The 15,284-nt window shown below is 58.8% G+C and carries 13 protein-coding genes and 1 pseudogene; 5 read left to right on the top strand and 9 right to left on the bottom strand.

Annotated features, from left to right (window positions below; translation table 11 throughout):
- Positions 1 to 29: 29 nt before the first annotated feature.
- The 3 genes from CDA63_RS02160 to prfA form a co-directional block, all read right to left on the bottom strand.
- Positions 30 to 452, bottom strand: coding sequence for a secondary thiamine-phosphate synthase enzyme YjbQ (locus tag CDA63_RS02160; protein ID WP_088462805.1), 423 nt, complete (start codon positions 450 to 452; stop codon positions 30 to 32).
- A gap of 107 nt (positions 453 to 559) precedes the next feature.
- A complete protein-coding gene (locus tag CDA63_RS02155) occupies positions 560 to 2,068 on the bottom strand; it encodes a hypothetical protein (protein WP_088462804.1) in 1,509 nt (502 codons plus the stop codon).
- Between the two features lie 186 nt (positions 2,069 to 2,254).
- Positions 2,255 to 3,325, bottom strand: a complete 1,071-nt coding sequence (gene prfA / locus CDA63_RS02150) for a peptide chain release factor 1 (RefSeq protein ID WP_088462803.1) — start codon at positions 3,323 to 3,325, stop codon at positions 2,255 to 2,257.
- A gap of 171 nt (positions 3,326 to 3,496) precedes the next feature.
- Between prfA and CDA63_RS02145 the strand changes: the two genes are divergently transcribed.
- Together CDA63_RS02145 and CDA63_RS02140 are read left to right on the top strand one after the other, a co-directional pair.
- On the top strand, positions 3,497 to 4,189 hold the full coding sequence (locus CDA63_RS02145) for a c-type heme family protein (RefSeq protein ID WP_088462802.1): 693 nt from the start codon (positions 3,497 to 3,499) through the stop codon (positions 4,187 to 4,189).
- Between the two features lie 100 nt (positions 4,190 to 4,289).
- Positions 4,290 to 5,573: a protoporphyrinogen/coproporphyrinogen oxidase gene (locus tag CDA63_RS02140; protein WP_126546693.1), complete on the top strand. Its 1,284-nt coding sequence runs from the start codon at positions 4,290 to 4,292 to the stop codon at positions 5,571 to 5,573.
- Positions 5,574 to 5,605: 32 nt separating this feature from the next.
- On the opposite strand, the gene CDA63_RS02135 is transcribed toward CDA63_RS02140, so the two are convergent.
- From CDA63_RS02135 to CDA63_RS02125, 3 genes are all read right to left on the bottom strand, one after another.
- Positions 5,606 to 6,376, bottom strand: coding sequence for an exodeoxyribonuclease III (locus CDA63_RS02135; protein WP_088462801.1), 771 nt, complete (start codon positions 6,374 to 6,376; stop codon positions 5,606 to 5,608).
- Between the two features lie 118 nt (positions 6,377 to 6,494).
- Positions 6,495 to 6,857, bottom strand: a complete 363-nt coding sequence (locus CDA63_RS02130; RefSeq protein WP_088462800.1) for a hypothetical protein — start codon at positions 6,855 to 6,857, stop codon at positions 6,495 to 6,497.
- A gap of 2 nt (positions 6,858 to 6,859) precedes the next feature.
- Complete coding sequence (locus tag CDA63_RS02125; RefSeq protein ID WP_088462799.1) at positions 6,860 to 7,237, bottom strand: carboxymuconolactone decarboxylase family protein; 378 nt, start codon at positions 7,235 to 7,237, stop codon at positions 6,860 to 6,862.
- 155 nt (positions 7,238 to 7,392) lie between these two features.
- On the opposite strand from CDA63_RS02125, the gene CDA63_RS02120 reads away from it, so the two are divergent.
- The gene (locus CDA63_RS02120) at positions 7,393 to 8,091 is read left to right on the top strand and encodes a ComF family protein (RefSeq protein ID WP_088462798.1); all 699 of its coding nucleotides are present in this window, start codon (positions 7,393 to 7,395) and stop codon (positions 8,089 to 8,091) included.
- A gap of 169 nt (positions 8,092 to 8,260) precedes the next feature.
- Here CDA63_RS02120 and gldJ read toward each other — a convergent pair whose 3' ends face one another.
- The 3 genes and pseudogenes from gldJ to CDA63_RS21520 all read right to left on the bottom strand — a co-directional run.
- A complete protein-coding gene (gene gldJ / locus CDA63_RS02115; RefSeq protein ID WP_199797479.1) occupies positions 8,261 to 9,508 on the bottom strand; it encodes a gliding motility lipoprotein GldJ in 1,248 nt (415 codons plus the stop codon).
- A 68-nt stretch (positions 9,509 to 9,576) separates the two neighbouring features.
- Positions 9,577 to 10,101, bottom strand: a complete 525-nt coding sequence (locus CDA63_RS21525; RefSeq protein WP_088462797.1) for a PorP/SprF family type IX secretion system membrane protein — start codon at positions 10,099 to 10,101, stop codon at positions 9,577 to 9,579.
- Positions 10,102 to 10,183: 82 nt separating this feature from the next.
- Positions 10,184 to 10,642: pseudogene (locus CDA63_RS21520) on the bottom strand (type IX secretion system membrane protein PorP/SprF); the annotation flags it as partial.
- 273 nt (positions 10,643 to 10,915) lie between these two features.
- Between CDA63_RS21520 and CDA63_RS02100 the strand changes: the two are divergent.
- Together CDA63_RS02100 and CDA63_RS02095 are read left to right on the top strand one after the other, a co-directional pair.
- Positions 10,916 to 13,993 (top strand): AsmA family protein, encoded by a 3,078-nt coding sequence (locus CDA63_RS02100; protein WP_088462795.1) that lies wholly within the window; start codon positions 10,916 to 10,918, stop codon positions 13,991 to 13,993.
- 114 nt (positions 13,994 to 14,107) lie between these two features.
- Positions 14,108 to 14,962 (top strand): DUF4382 domain-containing protein, encoded by an 855-nt coding sequence (locus CDA63_RS02095; protein WP_088462794.1) that lies wholly within the window; start codon positions 14,108 to 14,110, stop codon positions 14,960 to 14,962.
- Positions 14,963 to 15,284 lie beyond the last annotated feature (322 nt).

Raw genomic sequence — 15,284 nt, 5'->3', positions numbered from 1 at the left:
GTCGTTTTTCCGCGCACTGATTATCAAATTCAGCGGCCCATCAACGTGGCTACCACCCAGCGCCGCCCGCCGTGGGTTCGATGCTCACCCAGGTAAATACCCTGCCAGGTACCTAGAGCCAATTCACCCCGGCTGATAGGGATGCTCACGGCGTGGCCCAGCAGGCTGGCTTTTAGGTGGGCCGGCATATCGTCGGGGCCCTCCTGGTTGTGCTGGAAGTAAGGGCCGTTTTCGGGTACCAGCCGCCGAAAGAACGCCTCGAAATCGTGGCGCACGGTGGGGTCGGCGTTTTCGTTGAGACTGAGGCTGGCGGAGGTATGCTGGATGAAAAAGTGCGCCGTGCCCACTTCCAGCTGCTCCAGTTCGGGCAATTCGGCCACCAGCAGATCGGTAATCAGATGAAAGCCCCGGCTAACCGCCGGCAGCCGCAGCCGTTTCTGGAAGAAGTGCATGCTTTTAGAAGTGGGATGGTGAGACGTAAGAAGTGAGACTACGTTATGGCAACAGAAAGGACATGAAACACAGTCTCACTTCTCACCTATCAATACTCACTTCTACATCATGGATTCACCCGCTCGTAGGCGCCGATATCAGGCGTATTAGGGTCGCGGGAAAGGTTGAGCAGGTCGGTGGTGATGCCCGGCAGGGGCAGGCCCTTGTTGCTGGCTGGCGAAAGAGTATCGAGCTGGAAGTTGAGCTTGGTACCCCGGAAACGCACAGGGCTGCTCTTAAACAATGGCCGCTCGAACTCATCGGGGTTGATGATGTTGCCGTTTTTCTGCTGGCCCAGCACGCCCGCATTATCGTACTTCTTAGTTTTGAGGATGCTATTGCGGATGCTGATGTTGCCTGCATACTGCTCGCCATCCACGAATTCCAGCTCGTCGCCGTCGCGGATGGTACCCCACAGAATGGAGTTGCGCACCGTCAGGCGCGGGGCTGCGGGGGGGCGCTGCTTGCCGTTGATTTCAATAGCCGGGGCCAGCAGCACCGAGGGTGTCTGGCGATTGTTCTGCAGGTAGTTGGCCAAGGTACAATAGTCGAGCTGGTATTGGCTGCCCTGCACCCCAAACACGGCGTACTGCTCGCAGTTGGTGATGAGCGTATTGCGCACCACAAAGTCGCCCGAAATACCCAGCAGCGCCGCCCCTTCTAAATTGTAGCCGCCGTTGAGAGTCGAGATATTGCTCAGCACCGCATTTTCGACCTGGACCCGGGGATGGGGTTGGCGGTTGAAAGGGTTATAGATGAGCAGTCCGAAAGCACTATTCTTAATCTCGGTGAAGCGCAGCACGTTGTCCTGGCTGCTGGCATCGAACTCCAGCCCGCCCCACTGCCCGGGCGTATCGGCGTATTGCTTTTCGCGTCGGTCGCCCTGAAAGCGCACGATGTTGGGGTCGTCGGGCTTGATGGGGCCGGTGGGCCGGTAGGTGGGGTTGCACAGCAGCCGCCCTCGCACCACCAGAAACGAGCCGGCGTGCGAGTAAATCCGGGCCCCGGCCTCAATGGTAAGCGTCGCTAGCGAATCGACCAGCACCGAGTTATACACTACGTGGGGCTTATCGGCTTTCCAGGTGGTGTTCTTCGTGATGACTTCGTTGTCGTGGAAATAGGCGTTCTGGCCGTAGCTGAGCACTTTCACGGCCTGGTCGTTGCCGTTGGTGCGGAACCGCAGATCGTTGACCACCAGAAACGGCTTGGCGTCGCCGGCCGTGGGGTCAACAGTGGCACTCACCAGCACCAACAGGCTGTCTTTACCCCGGATGGCAACGTCGCGCACGGTCAGGGCCTTGTCGCCGTTTACCAGCAGGCTATACGTCACGCCGGGCTGGCTCTGCAGGCTAATTTCCGACACCTTCACGGCCCGGGAGTTGCGGTTGTACACCCACAGCCGCTTGCTCACGGTACCCACCGACACGAAAACCGTATCGAACTTCACCGTATCGAGCGAGAACTCCAGCTTGGCGCTGCTGTCAGTTGTCAGCAAGTCTTCCTTCGGCTCGCACCCCGGCAGCAATACCGTGGCCAAGGCCGAAAGAACAAGCAGCAGCGGGAAGAGGTAGCGCATTGGTTGGTTTTAACGACTAATAACAGAACGTGATGCTGAGCGCAGCCGCAGGCGGAGTCGAAGCATCTCTACCACTTCGTAGCAGTCGATAGAGTTACTACTGCGGTAGAGATGCTTCGACTCCGCCTCTGGCTGCGCTCAGCATCACGTTCTCGTATTGTTCGAACGCTCAGCAGGCCAGAAAAATTACCCTACACCTTCCTGCAACCGCGCGGCGCTTTCGGCCAAGCGCAGCTGCTCCACGAAGTCGTCGATGTTGCCGTCCATGACGTTGGCTAGGTTGTGCACCGTGAAACCGATGCGGTGGTCGGTAACGCGGCCCTGGGGGTAGTTGTAGGTGCGGATTTTGTCCGACCGGTCGCCGCTGCCAATCATGCTTTTGCGCTGGGCACCTTCGGCTTCGTTCTTCTTGGCCAGCTCGATTTCGTAAATCCGCGAGCGAAGCACGCCCAAGGCCTTGTCGAAGTTCTTGAGCTGCGACTTCTGGTCCTGGCACTGGGCCACGAGGCCGGTGGGCAAGTGGGTGAGGCGCACGGCCGAGTAGGTCGTGTTCACCGACTGGCCGCCGGGGCCGCTCGACATGAACAGGTCCTTGCGCACGTCGTTCATGTCAATCTGCACGTCGAGCTCTTCGGCCTCGGGCATCACCACAATCGAAGCCACGGAGGTGTGGATGCGGCCTTGGGTTTCGGTGGCCGGCACCCGCTGCACGCGGTGCACACCGCTTTCAAACTTGAGCTTGCCATACACGTCCTCGCCCTTGAGGGCCAGGATAATTTCCTTGTAGCCGCCCGAAGTGCCCTCGGTGGCGTCAATCAGGTCCATTTTGAGGTTGTGCTTTTCGGCGTAGCGCATGTACATGCGCTGCAGGTCGCCGGCAAAAATGGCCGCCTCGTCGCCCCCGGCTCCGGCCCGGATTTCCATGATAACGTCCTTGCTATCGTTGGGGTCCTTCGGAATCAACAGTTCCTTGATAACGGCTTCCAGGCGTTCCTCCTCGGGGTAGAGCTCTTCGAGCTCGTCCTTGGCCATCTGGCGGAAGTCCTCGTCCTTTTCGGTAGAAATGACCTGCTTGGAGCTGGCGATGTTGGCCAGCACGTTCTGGTAGGCCTTATACTCGACCATGATTTTGCCCAGGTCCTTGTATTCTTTGTTGAGGGCCTTGAAGCGTTTCATATCGCTCATGGCTTCGGGCTGGGTCAGCTCCTCGCTCACGTCCTCGTAGCGCCGTTGGATGGCCTCCAGTTTATCTAGCATTTTGCCTGCAGAAATTGTAGTAAGGCTACAAAGATACGGAAACCCAAGCCGTCTGAAAACAAGGACTTCCGACCCGGTAGCGGTGGCCGTACCGCCCCAATAATTCGCGCCAGGCCAGTTGGCCAGAGCCGATAGGTCGTATCTTTAAGCATTCCGTTAACTGCCCTGCCCATGCGCCGCCTCCTGCCACCCCGCGCCCTGCTGCTGCTCTTGCTGCTGCCCCTGCTGACCGCCTGCAACTCCGACCAGGTAGAGCACCTGAGCAACACCAAGGAACTGGCCGTGGAAGCGGCCAACTGGGAGGTGAAGCGCATCATGCCCGCCGATTTGCTGCGGGCCACCGCTTGGGCCGGCGACTCGCTCACGCGCACCGCCGAACGGGAACTGCGCCAAGTGATGGCCCAAAAGCTGGCCGAAGGTGGCGTGGCAGCGGCATTGCCTTTCTGCCATCCCGAGCAACTCCCCCGCACCGATTCGCTCGCCCGGGTGCTCAAGGCCACGTTGAGCCGGGCCAGCAACCGCCCCCGCAACCCCAGCAACCAAGCCACGCTGTCGGCCTACGCATTAAACCCGGCCGATACGACCCGCCTCGTAGCCCGCCCCAGCCAGGAGGTTTTCACCTACCAGCGCCCCTTGGTGCTTTCCGACCAGTTGTGCCTGCGCTGCCACGGCGTAGTCGGGCAGGATATTGCGGCGGCCGATTACGCGCTTATCAAACAGAAATACCCCCGCGACCAAGCCACCGGCTACCAACTCGGCCAACCGATGGGCGTGTGGCGCGCGCGTCTGGAACGTAACGGCATAGCTGAGTTCTGGACGATGAAAACCCGCAAGGTGATGAAAAAGCGCAAGCCCTTATTTTGAGAAGTCAGGAGTTAGAAGTCGGAAGCGAGTTATTCATCATGGCGTTGGTTGTTAGCTTCTCAAAAACAACCTTCCCACTAGTTTTCAGTTTGGAGTTGATATGACAACTGCCGATTCTACCCCGCAACTGCCCGTACTTATTATCGGCGCCGGTATGGCTGGCCTCTCGTGCGCCAATTACCTGCACCGCGCCGGCCGGCCCGTGCTGGTGCTCGAAGCTGCCGACGCCGTGGGCGGCCGGGTTCGCACCGACCACACCGACGACGGTTTTCTGCTCGACCGGGGATTTCAGGTTCTGCTCACCCGCTACCCCGAAGTGGAGCGCCTCATCGATTACGGTGCCCTCGATTTGCAGGCTTTCCGCTCGGGGGCCGTTATCCGGCTGCCCGATGGCAAGCAAACAACCTTACAGAATCCGCTGCAACAGCCCACGGCAGCCTTTTCGGCCCTTACCTCGCGCATCGGTACGCTGCCCGACAAGTTGCGCATTCTGAGCCTCGTGCAGCATGTGCGGCGTTATACCAGCGGGCAGCTGCTGAGCCGCAACTCCACCAACGAACAGAGCACCCTCGAATTCCTGCGCCACTACGGCTGGAGCGAGCGAATGATCGACAACTTCTTCCGGCCTTTCTTCGGCGGCGTGTTCCTCGACCGTAGCTTGAGCACGGCAGCCAACTTCTTCGAGTTCGTGTTCCAGCAGTTTGTGGAGGGAGAGGCTGTAGTGCCGGCCCTCGGTATGCAGCAGATTCCCGAGCAGCTTGCCACCCGCCTGCCGGCCGGGGCCGTGCGCCTGCACACGCCGGTAGCAGCCATTGAGGGCACTACTGTCCGGCTGCAAAACGGCGAAACTATTGAGGCCGCCGCCGTGGTAGTGGCCGTTGATGGAGAGGCCGCCGCCCGCCTGCTACCCGCCGCCGAAGCACCCACGGCCCTAAGCTGGCGGCGCACTACCTGCACTTACTTCGCCGCCCCCACTGTACCCGGCCGGCCCGATAAGCTGCTGCGCCTCAATGCCGCGCCGACCAGTTTGGCCCACAATGTAGCTTTCCCGTCGGATGTGGCCCCGGACTACGCCCCCACCGGCCAGCGGTTGGTATCGGTGAGCACCCACGGCGAGCATGGCCTGTCGGAAGCCGACCTCACCGCCCGGCTCCGGCAGGAACTCGCTGCCTGGTTTGGTCCCGAGGCGGCTAACTGGCGACATCTACGCACCTATGCCCTGCCCTACGCCCTGCCCGAGTACCCCGCTGGCCAACCCGCCCGCCAATCGCTCAAGCTCACCAACACGCTTTACCGCTGCGGCGACTACGCCGCTTACCCGTCCCTGAACGCCGCCCTGGCCTCCGGCCGCGAAGTGGCCGATATGATATTGGTGAGCGGGTAGATTGGTTGCTGGTTGTTAGTGTCAACTGACAACTAAAACCCCAACTCCAACTGCGCCGGGCAGTGGTCGGAATGCACGATGTCGTGAAGCAGGTCGGCGTGGCGGATGTGGGGCGTGAGGCAGTTGTCTACTAACAGGTGGTCGAGGCGCCAGCCCACGTTGCGGGCGCGGGCCCCGGCCCGGTAAGTCCACCAGGAATAGCGGTGGGGGGCATCGGCGTGGTGGTGGCGGAACGAGTCGGTGAAGCCGTCGGCCAGAAAATCGCGGAACCACTGCCGCTCCTCGGGCGTGAAGCCGGGGCTCTTCTGGTTGGCCTTGGGGTTGTGCAGGTCGAGTTCCGTCTGGCAGCAATTGAAGTCGCCGGCAATAACCAGCGGCGGTACTCCGGCGGCTTGTAATTCCCGCACGTAGCGCCGGAAAAAGTGCAGCCACTCCACCTTGAACGCTTGCCGTTCGGTCCCGCTTGTACCCGAAGGCATGTAGGTGTTCAGCACCGAGCAGTGTTCGAAATCAAGCCGCAGCACCCGACCCTCGGTATCGTAGAGGTCCTGCCCGCAGCCTTCAGTCACGGCTCGCGGCTTCTCCTTCGAGAAGATGGCCACGCCGCTGTAGCCGGGCTTCTGGGCCGGATGCAGGTAGGCGTGGTACCCCAGATCGGTAAGCGGGGTAACGTCGAGCGCCTCGCGGCCGGCCTTTATTTCCTGCACGCAAAGCACGTCGGGTCGGGCCTCAGCCACCCAATCGGCCAATCCTTTACTAAGGGCCGAACGCAGGCCATTAAGGTTGTAGGAGATGATATTCATGTTCGGTAATTGTCAAAATAAATAGCCGCCAGGACCGGAGCGCCAAGCATCTGCCTTGCGCTCCGGTCCTGGCGGCTGAGCAACTTCGTTTTGCGTTGCATGATGTAAACGTCAGGCGCTACTCCTCCGCGTTCTGCTCGTCGAAGTACTCTAGCACGTGCCACTTAAGCATCCGCTCCTGCTCCTTGAGGTTGGAGAAGGGCAGTGCCTGCGACAACTGGTAATGGGGCCAGCCCTCCTCATCCACGCGCTCCAGCTCGTAATAGCCCGAAATGCTGAACAGCCGGCAGGTGGCAATGTGCATCAAGTCCTGCTTCTGCTCTTTGGTGAACGGGCCCGCGCCCTGGCCTAACTCCTGCACGCCAATCAGCAACAGCAGGGCGTTGAGGTCGGGTTTCTTGCCGAAGCGGGTCCGCATCTCGTTCATCAGCTCCCACCAACGGTGCTCGAACTGGGCCTCGGTTTCCTGGGGGTCGAGCATGGTTATGCCTCGTGGGGGTGTACAGAGGGCGGGGTCACCGATTCCTCTTTGAGGGCCTCCCAGTACTCCACGGCCCGGCGGAAGTGCGGAATCACGATGCTGCCCCCGATCAGGTTGGCAATGGCGAACACCTCGTAGATTTCCGCCTCGCTCACGTTCTCCTCGTAGCACTTGCCCAGGTGGTACTTGATGCAGTCGTCGCAGCGCAGTACCATCGAGCACGACAGGCCCAGCAGTTCCTTGGTTTTCACATCCAGGGCGCCCTCCTGGTAGGTGTTGGTGTCGAGATTGAAAAACCGCTTGATGACCTTGTTATCGGCCGCCAGGATTTTCTCATTCATCCGCTGGCGGTAATCGTTAAATTCGGTTACGAGGCTCATGAGTAGGCAAGTAAAGAGAAGAGGAACTGCTTCCGGCCACCCGGCATAAATTACGGGCGGGGCGCAGCTGAAATTCGGGTTTAAAACCTAAAATTAGGGAGAAGTTCACCAGCGTCCACGGCCACTGCTTCCCAATACCTGTTTCCTGTTCCGCTATGCCCTTACCCGCTATGTTTTCCGATTTCGTGGGCCTGCTGTTTCCGCGGGTATGCCTGGCTTGCCAGGAGCCACTGGCCCGGGGCGAAGACCACGTCTGCACCGACTGCCGGGCGCAGTTGCCCTACACCGACTACCACCGCCTCGCCCCCGCCGCTAACCCCTTGGCCCGCCGGTTCTGGGGCAAGCTGCCTATCGCCCACGCCCTGGGTTACCTCACTTTCCAGAAGCACGGCCGGGTACAGCATTTGCTTCACCAGCTCAAGTATGGCAACCAGCAGGAGGTAGGCCGGGTACTGGGCCGCTGGTACGGGCAGGAGCTACTCGAAACCGGCTACGCCGCCACCTTCGATCTGGTAGTGCCCGTGCCGCTGCACCCGCGCAAGCTGGCCAGCCGCGGCTACAACCAAGCCGATAGCTTCGCCGAGGGTCTGGCCACCGGCCTAACCTGCCCGTGGTACCCCGACGCTCTGCGCCGCACCGCCCACACCAATTCGCAAACCCGCAAGACGCGCTTCCAACGCTGGCAAAACGTCGCCACCGTGTTCGAGGCCGCCCGCCCCGACCTTTTCGCCGGCCAACATGTGCTGGTCGTCGATGACGTACTCACTACCGGAGCTACGTTGGAAGCCTGCGCCGCCGTGCTACTCGCCGCAGGAGCCCGTCATGTCAGCATCGCCACCATCGCCGTCGCCTGATCACGAATTAGCGCGGGTTTAACGGATTTCACGGATTTTGTAATTGGCCCTGCTGGCCTTCCTTCGCCGGCAGCAAACGTAAAAGCCACCTCGATTGAGGTGCTTTTACGTTTTTGATCGACTACAAAACCGTGAAATCCGTTAAAATCCGCGCTAATCCGTGATCTGATTAACGGTTAGAACCGGCGTTGATCATGGCGCAACGGAAACCGATGGTTGCCGTGGCCGAGTCTTCGGCCATGAAGCGGCGCGTACCGGGCGAGAGCCAGTAGGCCACATCGCGCCACGAACCGCCTTTGTAGACGCGTACGTGGTCGTCAATCAGCGACTGGTAACCTTTCTTGTCGTACTTCTCCGATGGATCGAGGTAGCCGTTGCGGCGGAAGGGGTTCAAATCCTCCACGTCTTCGTAGGAAAGTGGACGGTAGATATCCTGCACCCACTCGTTCACGTTGCCGGCCATGTTGTAGAGGCCGTAATCGTTAGGTGGGTACGAGTAGATGTACTCCGTAATCATGGCCCCGTCGTTGAGCGAGCCGGCAATACCGGCATAGTCACCGCGGCCACGCTTGAAGTTAGCCAAGAACTGGCCCTGCTTCTTACCGTAAGGATTCCGTACCTGCCGGCCATCCCAAGGATAAATGCGCTTGTTTTCCTGGTTTTCGTTGCCAGTTTCCTGGGTTCCGATCAGGGCTTGGGCTGCGTACTCCCACTCAGCCTCGGTGGGCAGGCGGTAGTTAGGCAGGGTGTTACCGTTCTCGATGGAAATTTTGTTGCCGCCATTGTCGGAAGTTCCTTCGGCCGCATCGCCGCCTTTGTTCTTCCGGCTGAACAGACCTTTTTTCTTGGTGCTACCGCCGTTGTCGGCCTCACCGGCCAGCCCTTCGTTTACCTTCGCGGTGCGCCAGGTGCAGAAATCGTTGGCTTGCAACCAGCTCACGCCCACCACTGGGAAGTAGCGGAAACCGGGGTAACGCAGGTAGTAATCCACGTAGGGGTCGTTAAACGACAGCTCCCGGGCCCATACGGTGGTATCGGGCAGCGCCGACATATAAAACTCCTCGGCCGAATCCTTGCGCACATAGTGCAGATATTCGAGCCAGTGGATGTTGGCCACCTCGGCTTCATCCATATAGAAGGAGGCCAGCGTCACGGTCCGTTCCAGGTTGTCGTGGGTCATGGCTACGTCCTCCTCGGCAGAGCCCAACACGGTGCGGCCACCTTCGATGAATACCAGTCCCGGACCGTCGGGGATACCCTGATAGTCAGACACCTTCATGCCCTCCTCGGTATTGTACTCAATACCTGTGGTGGAGCTGTACTTACCCGGCTTAGTAGCCGTGGGGGGGCCGCTCTTACAGGCAGCCAGCGTGCAGGCTCCTACTACAGCAAAGCGCAGGTACTTGGAAAAATTCATGATCAAGTTGAAACTACCTGTTAGAAAAGCGTTTAGACAAGGCAAGTCAGCTGCAATAATACAAAAAATTAAAACGAGGGACAAGGAATCTTCGGGTAATTCCGCCGTTTCAATCGGCGCCAGGCAGCCTCCAACGAATCAAACTCCCGCAGGGTCAAGGAAAGTTCGTGGGCCCCACCTAAATCGGCACTGAACTGACTAAGGCTGATATCGTAGCTATAACCGAGCCGAAAACTGCCCACGCTCAGGCCAGCCAGCGCCGTGAGGACCTGCTGGGGCTGGGGCGCACCAGGTAGCGGCACACCCCGATATACGGCCCCGAGCGTCAGCGGAGTCGTGGTAAAGTACAATCCAGCCTCCGCCCGTTGCGACCCGCCCTGGCGGGTGTAGCTGGCCGTCGGGGCCAAGCTAGTTTCGCGTTGTTCGCGCACATTGTTTGTGCGCGCAAAATACACCTTGTATCCCCCGTGCAGGTTCAGGCGCAACGGTAGCTGGGTTTGGGTGATAAAGCCCAAGTTGGGCTGGTTGAGATGGTGGGCAGAAGCCCCAAACCAGAATTGTGGGCCGTAAAGTAGCGCCCCCCCCCCCGGCAGTTAGGTAGTTTACGGGAAGATAGTCAGTGGCTTCCTGGCTGAGGTCGCGCACCTGCCCATCGTCGGAGAGCTGGTCGCCGAACACGAGGTTGCCGTAGCTAACCCGCTGGCGGCCGTAGCTCAGCGATGCGCCCCCACTCAGGCCCAGTGCCTGCCCCAGCCGCACATGGTAAGCATACACGCCGCCCGCTTCGAGGCGGGTATAGCCCACGGCCCCCGACCTATCCTGGCTGATGAGCAGGCCCACGGTGCTGTGCTGGTCGCGAAAGCGGTAATCGGCTGCCAGTTGAGTAGTTTGGAACGTGCCAGCAAGGGTAGGGAACTGATTGCGGTAGCTGAGCGTGATACTGTAATCGTCGAGTTGGCCGGCGTAGGCGGGGTTGAGCTGCATCCGGTTGGCGTAAGGTTGGGCGAAATACAGATCCTGGGCGACAGCCGGAGCCTTGGCTACCAAGCACAAGGCGGCCGCAGCCGCCCATCGGCCCGGGCAGAAAGCTAGCCGGCCGGTAGTAATCGTATTACGGAACCATGTGCGTCGCATACCTAGGGTACTAACGACCCGGCGCAGGCGTTTGGTACGCTGGCCCGGCCCGTAGAAACTTAAAAATGCTGTTTTCTTTATTCATTGCCCCGCTTAGGTTCGGCACCAGACTACTTCGGACTGCCCGGCAGGCATCCTCGTTGGCCTTGACCAACGTCCTGCTCCCGGCGTACGGTGGGGTTTCTGACTACTTTTACCCTTGCTGGTTGGCTCCCTGAGCGTTTTGATGTTCAGCCAAGCAACCAGATTTTACTCTCTTTCTTTCTCTTTATTATGCGTAATTTTTTTGTCGGACTCGGGATTTTCCTGGTAGTGGTGCTGGCCGCCCTGGCGTTGGCCCCGCTACTGTTCAAAGATAAAATTAAAGCGGCGTTCGATCAGCAGTTGGCCCAGCGCGTACGGGCCGACGTGCAGTACGACCCGGCCAACGTCGACGTAACGCTACTCAGCACCTTCCCTGACCTGGCCCTGCGCATCAACCAGCTCCGTATCATCGGCCAGGATTCGTTCTCGCGCGACACGCTGGCCTACCTGCCCGAAATGCGGGTGGGCTTGAATCTGATGAGCGTTATCAGCGGCGACCAGATGAAGATCAATAGCGTGGTGCTAGAAGAGCCCGACATCAGCATTAAAGTGCTTAAAAGCGGACGGGCCAACTGGGACATATTCGTATCCGACTCGGCCGCTGCTACCAAAGGCCAAGACACTACGGCCGTGAGCTTGGCCATTAAGGGCTGGAAAATAAACGATGGCCGCCTGCGCTACGACGACCGTAGCATCCCGTTCGGCATGGAGCTCCAGGGCATCAACCATATTGGCTCGGGCGATTTCGAGCAGAACATCTTCGATATGGTGAGCCAGACGACGGCTGAAAGTGCCTCGCTGAGCTACGACGGCGTACAATACGTGAGCAATAAGAAGCTCGACGCCGACGTGACGGTAGCCATGAACCTGGAAAAGATGCTCTTCACCTTCAAGGAGAACAAGGTGAAGCTCAACGATTTTCCGGCCACCTTCCAGGGCACCATCGGCCTGCCCAACGCCACCGACATCACCTACGATCTGACCTTTAAAGCCCTCGAAACCGATTTCAAGAACATCCTAAGCCTGGTACCCGGTGCGTACAACGCACAGTTTAAGGACATCAAGGCCGATGGCAAGGTGGCCTTTGAGGGCTACTACAAGGGGGTGCAGAACGCCCTGCAAATGCCCGGCTACGGTGTGAACCTGCAAATCAAGGACGGCAGCTTCAAGTACCCCTCCCTCCCCGACCAGGCCCGCAACATCAACGTAGACATGGTAGTGGATAACCCTTCGGGCTTCACCAATAATATAAAGGTAAACGTGAAGCAGTTTCACCTCGACCTAGGCAAGAACCCTATTGACGGCAACGTGACCATCGACGGATTGGAGCCGATGAAGGTGGATGGCCGCGTGAAGGCCAACGTGGACTTAGCCGAAATGCTGAAAGTTTACCCCGTGCAGGATTTGTTGTTGCGCGGCAAGCTGTTCGTGGATGCCACGGCCAAGGGCGTGTACTCGGCCACCCGCATGCCCGTCATTCAGGCGAAAATGAACCTGACTAATGGCTACGTGAAGAGCAAGCAGTTCCCCGCGCCCATCGAGAACCTGACGCTCAACGGCACTGTCACGAATCCCACGGGCCAGATCAACGATACCCGCGTGAACATCCCACAGTTCCGGATGCTACTAGACGGCGAACCGCTGGAGGGCCGCGTGGCCACCCAAGGAGTGGATAAGCTGGCATTTGATGCTGATGTAAAGGGCATCATCGACCTGACCAAACTCACCAAGATTTTTCCCCTGGAGGGCATGACGGTTACCGGCCGCCTCAACGGCAACGTGGCCGCCAAAGGCAACATGGCCGATATAGAAGCTGGTCGTTACCAGTCGGTAGTAGCGTCGGGCACTGTGAAAGCAAACAATATTACTTACAAGAGTCCCGATTTGCCCCAAGGCATGAAAGTAACCACGGCCACGGCCACCTTCAACAACGACCAGATTGTGCTGCGTGACATGAAGGGCTTCGTGGGTTCCTCGGATATTGCGGCGGCGGGCACCATCAGCAACTACATGGCCTACCTATTCGTGCCGGGCCAGCCCCTGCGCGGCAACCTGACGGTGAACTCAAACCGTTTTAATGTGAATGAGTGGATGGTGGACGAGGTAAGCGCCAAGCCCACCACCGGGGCAACGGCTGCCACCAAAACGCCCACCGCCGCCACCCAAGCCGATGGCGTCCTTCAGATTCCGAAGGAATTTGACCTGACCATGAACACCAATGTCGGGCAGGTTATCTACGACAACCTCAAGCTCAGCAATGTGAAGGGTACGGTACTAGTACGAAACGAAATTGCCACCCTCCAAGGCCTTACGTTCAATACGTTGGGCGGCAGCTTCGCCACCAACGGCTCGTATAGCAGCCAGAACCTAGCTCACCCAAAATTCGATTTCGGACTTAATATTAAGAACCTGAATTTCCAGAACGCCTTTGCAGCCTTCAACTCCATTAAAACGCTGGTGCCGCTGGCAGCCAACCTAGAAGGAATTTTTTCTACCAACTTCAATGTGAGTGGCGAAATGGGGCACGACATGATGCCTAAGTATAGCACGCTCACGGGCAAGGGGATATTTGACATTGTAAGGGCCGCCGTAACCAGTTCGCCGGTACTGACCAAAATCAGCTCCCTCACGCAGCTGCAAGACTTGAAAAATTTTGTGGTTACCAACAAGGACGTCGCCGCCGAAATCATCAACGGCAATTTCGTAGTCCAGCCCTTCGATCTGACTGTAGGCCAGATCAAGATGACGGTGGGTGGCTCCAATAACATCGACAGTGGTGGCCTCGAATATGTGGCGGCCCTAAATGTGCCCACGGGCCAGGTCGGCAATGCCCTCAACAGCCAACTAACCCGCCTCACCGGCGTGCAGGACATCAAGGGCACCGAACGCGTGACGCTGGGCCTGAGCATCGGCGGCACCATCAGCAACCCCCAGGTGAAGCTCACGAGTGGCAGCGTGCAGTCACAAGCCAAAGACGTAGCCAAAAGCCTTGTCACGAGCATCGTGCAAAGTAAGCTCAACGACTCGAAAGCCGGGTTGGCTGCCAAGGCGTTGCTTTCACAAGATAGCCTGAAGAAGGAAGCGGGGTTGAAGCGTGAAGAACTGGAAGCGCGGGCTCAGCAGGAAATAGAAAAGAAGAAGCTCGAAGCCCAGGCCAAAATCCGGGAGCAGGCTACCAAAGGGCTCAATAATCTGTTTGGCAAGCCTAAAGCGCCCGTCAAGCCGGCTCCCAAAGCCCCCGCCGATACAACCAAGACGAGTGATTAATTTTCATCATCCGTCATAAATACAATTTATGGCCGGTTATTTGCGCCACTAGACTGGTTGTTCGCGCGTAAGTGCAGAACAACCAGTCTTTTTTTCACTTTACCTCTCAGCCGCATGAAGCGCTTTCAACGCCCACTCTCCTACGCCCTGTTAGTTGCGCCGCTCGCGTTGGCCGCGTGCAGCAGCGGTAACTCCGACGACAACCTACCGACCAATAACTTGGAAATCCGTCTGCAGGACGCTCCCGGCGACTTTCAGTCCGTAGTACTCGATGTGCGGCAGATTGAAATTCATCAGAAAGAAGAAGGCGACCCTGATGGATGGCGGTTGCTGCCATTCCAAGCCCAGCCCATCAACGTGCTCGACTATGTGAATGGGCGTTCGGCTTTACTCGTGAGCACCGATTTCGATCCAGGCAAGCTGAAGGAAATTCGCTTGCTGCTAGGGCCCGACAACTACGTGGTGGGCCGCGATGGACAGCGCTATGATTTAAAAACGCCCAGCGGCCAGAGTTCAGGTGTTAAGCTCAAGCTAAGCAAGCAAAGCCTGCATCAGCTACCCGGCACCTACCAGTTGCTGCTCGACTTCGATGTAGCTAAGTCTGTTGTGGAGCGGGGCAACTGGAAGCCCGGCAACGATAAAAAGGAGCGCTACCTACTCAAGCCCGTTATTCGGGTGCTGGCCCAAGACATTAAAGGAGGCTTGCGCGGCACCGTAACGCCGGCCGCAGCCCTTCCTCAAGTGTTGGCCATCCGTTCATCCATCACCCCGGCAGATACCTTCAGCACGAGTGCCGATGTGGCCGGAGCTTATCAGTTGGGCGCGTTGCCCTCCGGCACCTACCGGGTCGAGTTCTTCCCTTCCACAACTGCGCCCACCAACCAAGCTAGTTATAAGCGCATCACCCGCACCGGCATCACCGTCACAAATGATCAGGTAACTGATTTGGGGAGCACTAGCCTACAATAGCTGCTCATTGGAACAAAGCCAAAGCGCCCCTTCCAGCTATGGGAGGGGCGCTTTTATGCGGGCCAGGTTGGCCCTGACTGGCTGCGGGCTTGCGTAAGCCAAACAGCGACCCGGCCGTGAGGCCACCGGCAGACCGCGGGTCCGCGACGGGCCCAGGCCCGGCTAGTCTCCTGGTTCCCCTGGCACTTTTCCCCTGGCACTGGGGCGGGCATCAACGCAAGTTGCCCCGCGCATCCGGCTCCCCAAGTGGGGACGCTGGACGCCGCGGGGCGACTTGTAGATAAGGTTGGCGGCGACCGACTCTCCCACCGGTGAAGGCAGT

The organism is Hymenobacter amundsenii (assembly GCF_002204745.1).
GTDB classification, from domain to species: domain Bacteria; phylum Bacteroidota; class Bacteroidia; order Cytophagales; family Hymenobacteraceae; genus Hymenobacter; species Hymenobacter amundsenii.
The sequence above is the reverse complement of the archived record's forward strand: the minus strand, read 5'-3'. Positions and strand labels throughout refer to the sequence as shown.

What these genes read in the sequence shown, in the direction of transcription:
- CDA63_RS02160 (WP_088462805.1), bottom strand. Translation starts at nt 452, where the DNA reads ATGCACTTCTTCCAGAAACGGCTGCGGCTGCCGGCGGTTAGCCGGGGC.
- CDA63_RS02155 (WP_088462804.1), bottom strand. Translation starts at nt 2,068, where the DNA reads ATGCGCTACCTCTTCCCGCTGCTGCTTGTTCTTTCGGCCTTGGCCACG.
- prfA (WP_088462803.1), bottom strand. Translation starts at nt 3,325, where the DNA reads ATGCTAGATAAACTGGAGGCCATCCAACGGCGCTACGAGGACGTGAGC.
- CDA63_RS02145 (WP_088462802.1), top strand. Translation starts at nt 3,497, where the DNA reads ATGCGCCGCCTCCTGCCACCCCGCGCCCTGCTGCTGCTCTTGCTGCTG.
- CDA63_RS02140 (WP_126546693.1), top strand. Translation starts at nt 4,290, where the DNA reads ATGACAACTGCCGATTCTACCCCGCAACTGCCCGTACTTATTATCGGC.
- CDA63_RS02135 (WP_088462801.1), bottom strand. Translation starts at nt 6,376, where the DNA reads ATGAATATCATCTCCTACAACCTTAATGGCCTGCGTTCGGCCCTTAGT.
- CDA63_RS02130 (WP_088462800.1), bottom strand. Translation starts at nt 6,857, where the DNA reads ATGCTCGACCCCCAGGAAACCGAGGCCCAGTTCGAGCACCGTTGGTGG.
- CDA63_RS02125 (WP_088462799.1), bottom strand. Translation starts at nt 7,237, where the DNA reads ATGAGCCTCGTAACCGAATTTAACGATTACCGCCAGCGGATGAATGAG.
- CDA63_RS02120 (WP_088462798.1), top strand. Translation starts at nt 7,393, where the DNA reads ATGCCCTTACCCGCTATGTTTTCCGATTTCGTGGGCCTGCTGTTTCCG.
- gldJ (WP_199797479.1), bottom strand. Translation starts at nt 9,508, where the DNA reads ATGAATTTTTCCAAGTACCTGCGCTTTGCTGTAGTAGGAGCCTGCACG.
- CDA63_RS02100 (WP_088462795.1), top strand. Translation starts at nt 10,916, where the DNA reads ATGCGTAATTTTTTTGTCGGACTCGGGATTTTCCTGGTAGTGGTGCTG.
- CDA63_RS02095 (WP_088462794.1), top strand. Translation starts at nt 14,108, where the DNA reads ATGAAGCGCTTTCAACGCCCACTCTCCTACGCCCTGTTAGTTGCGCCG.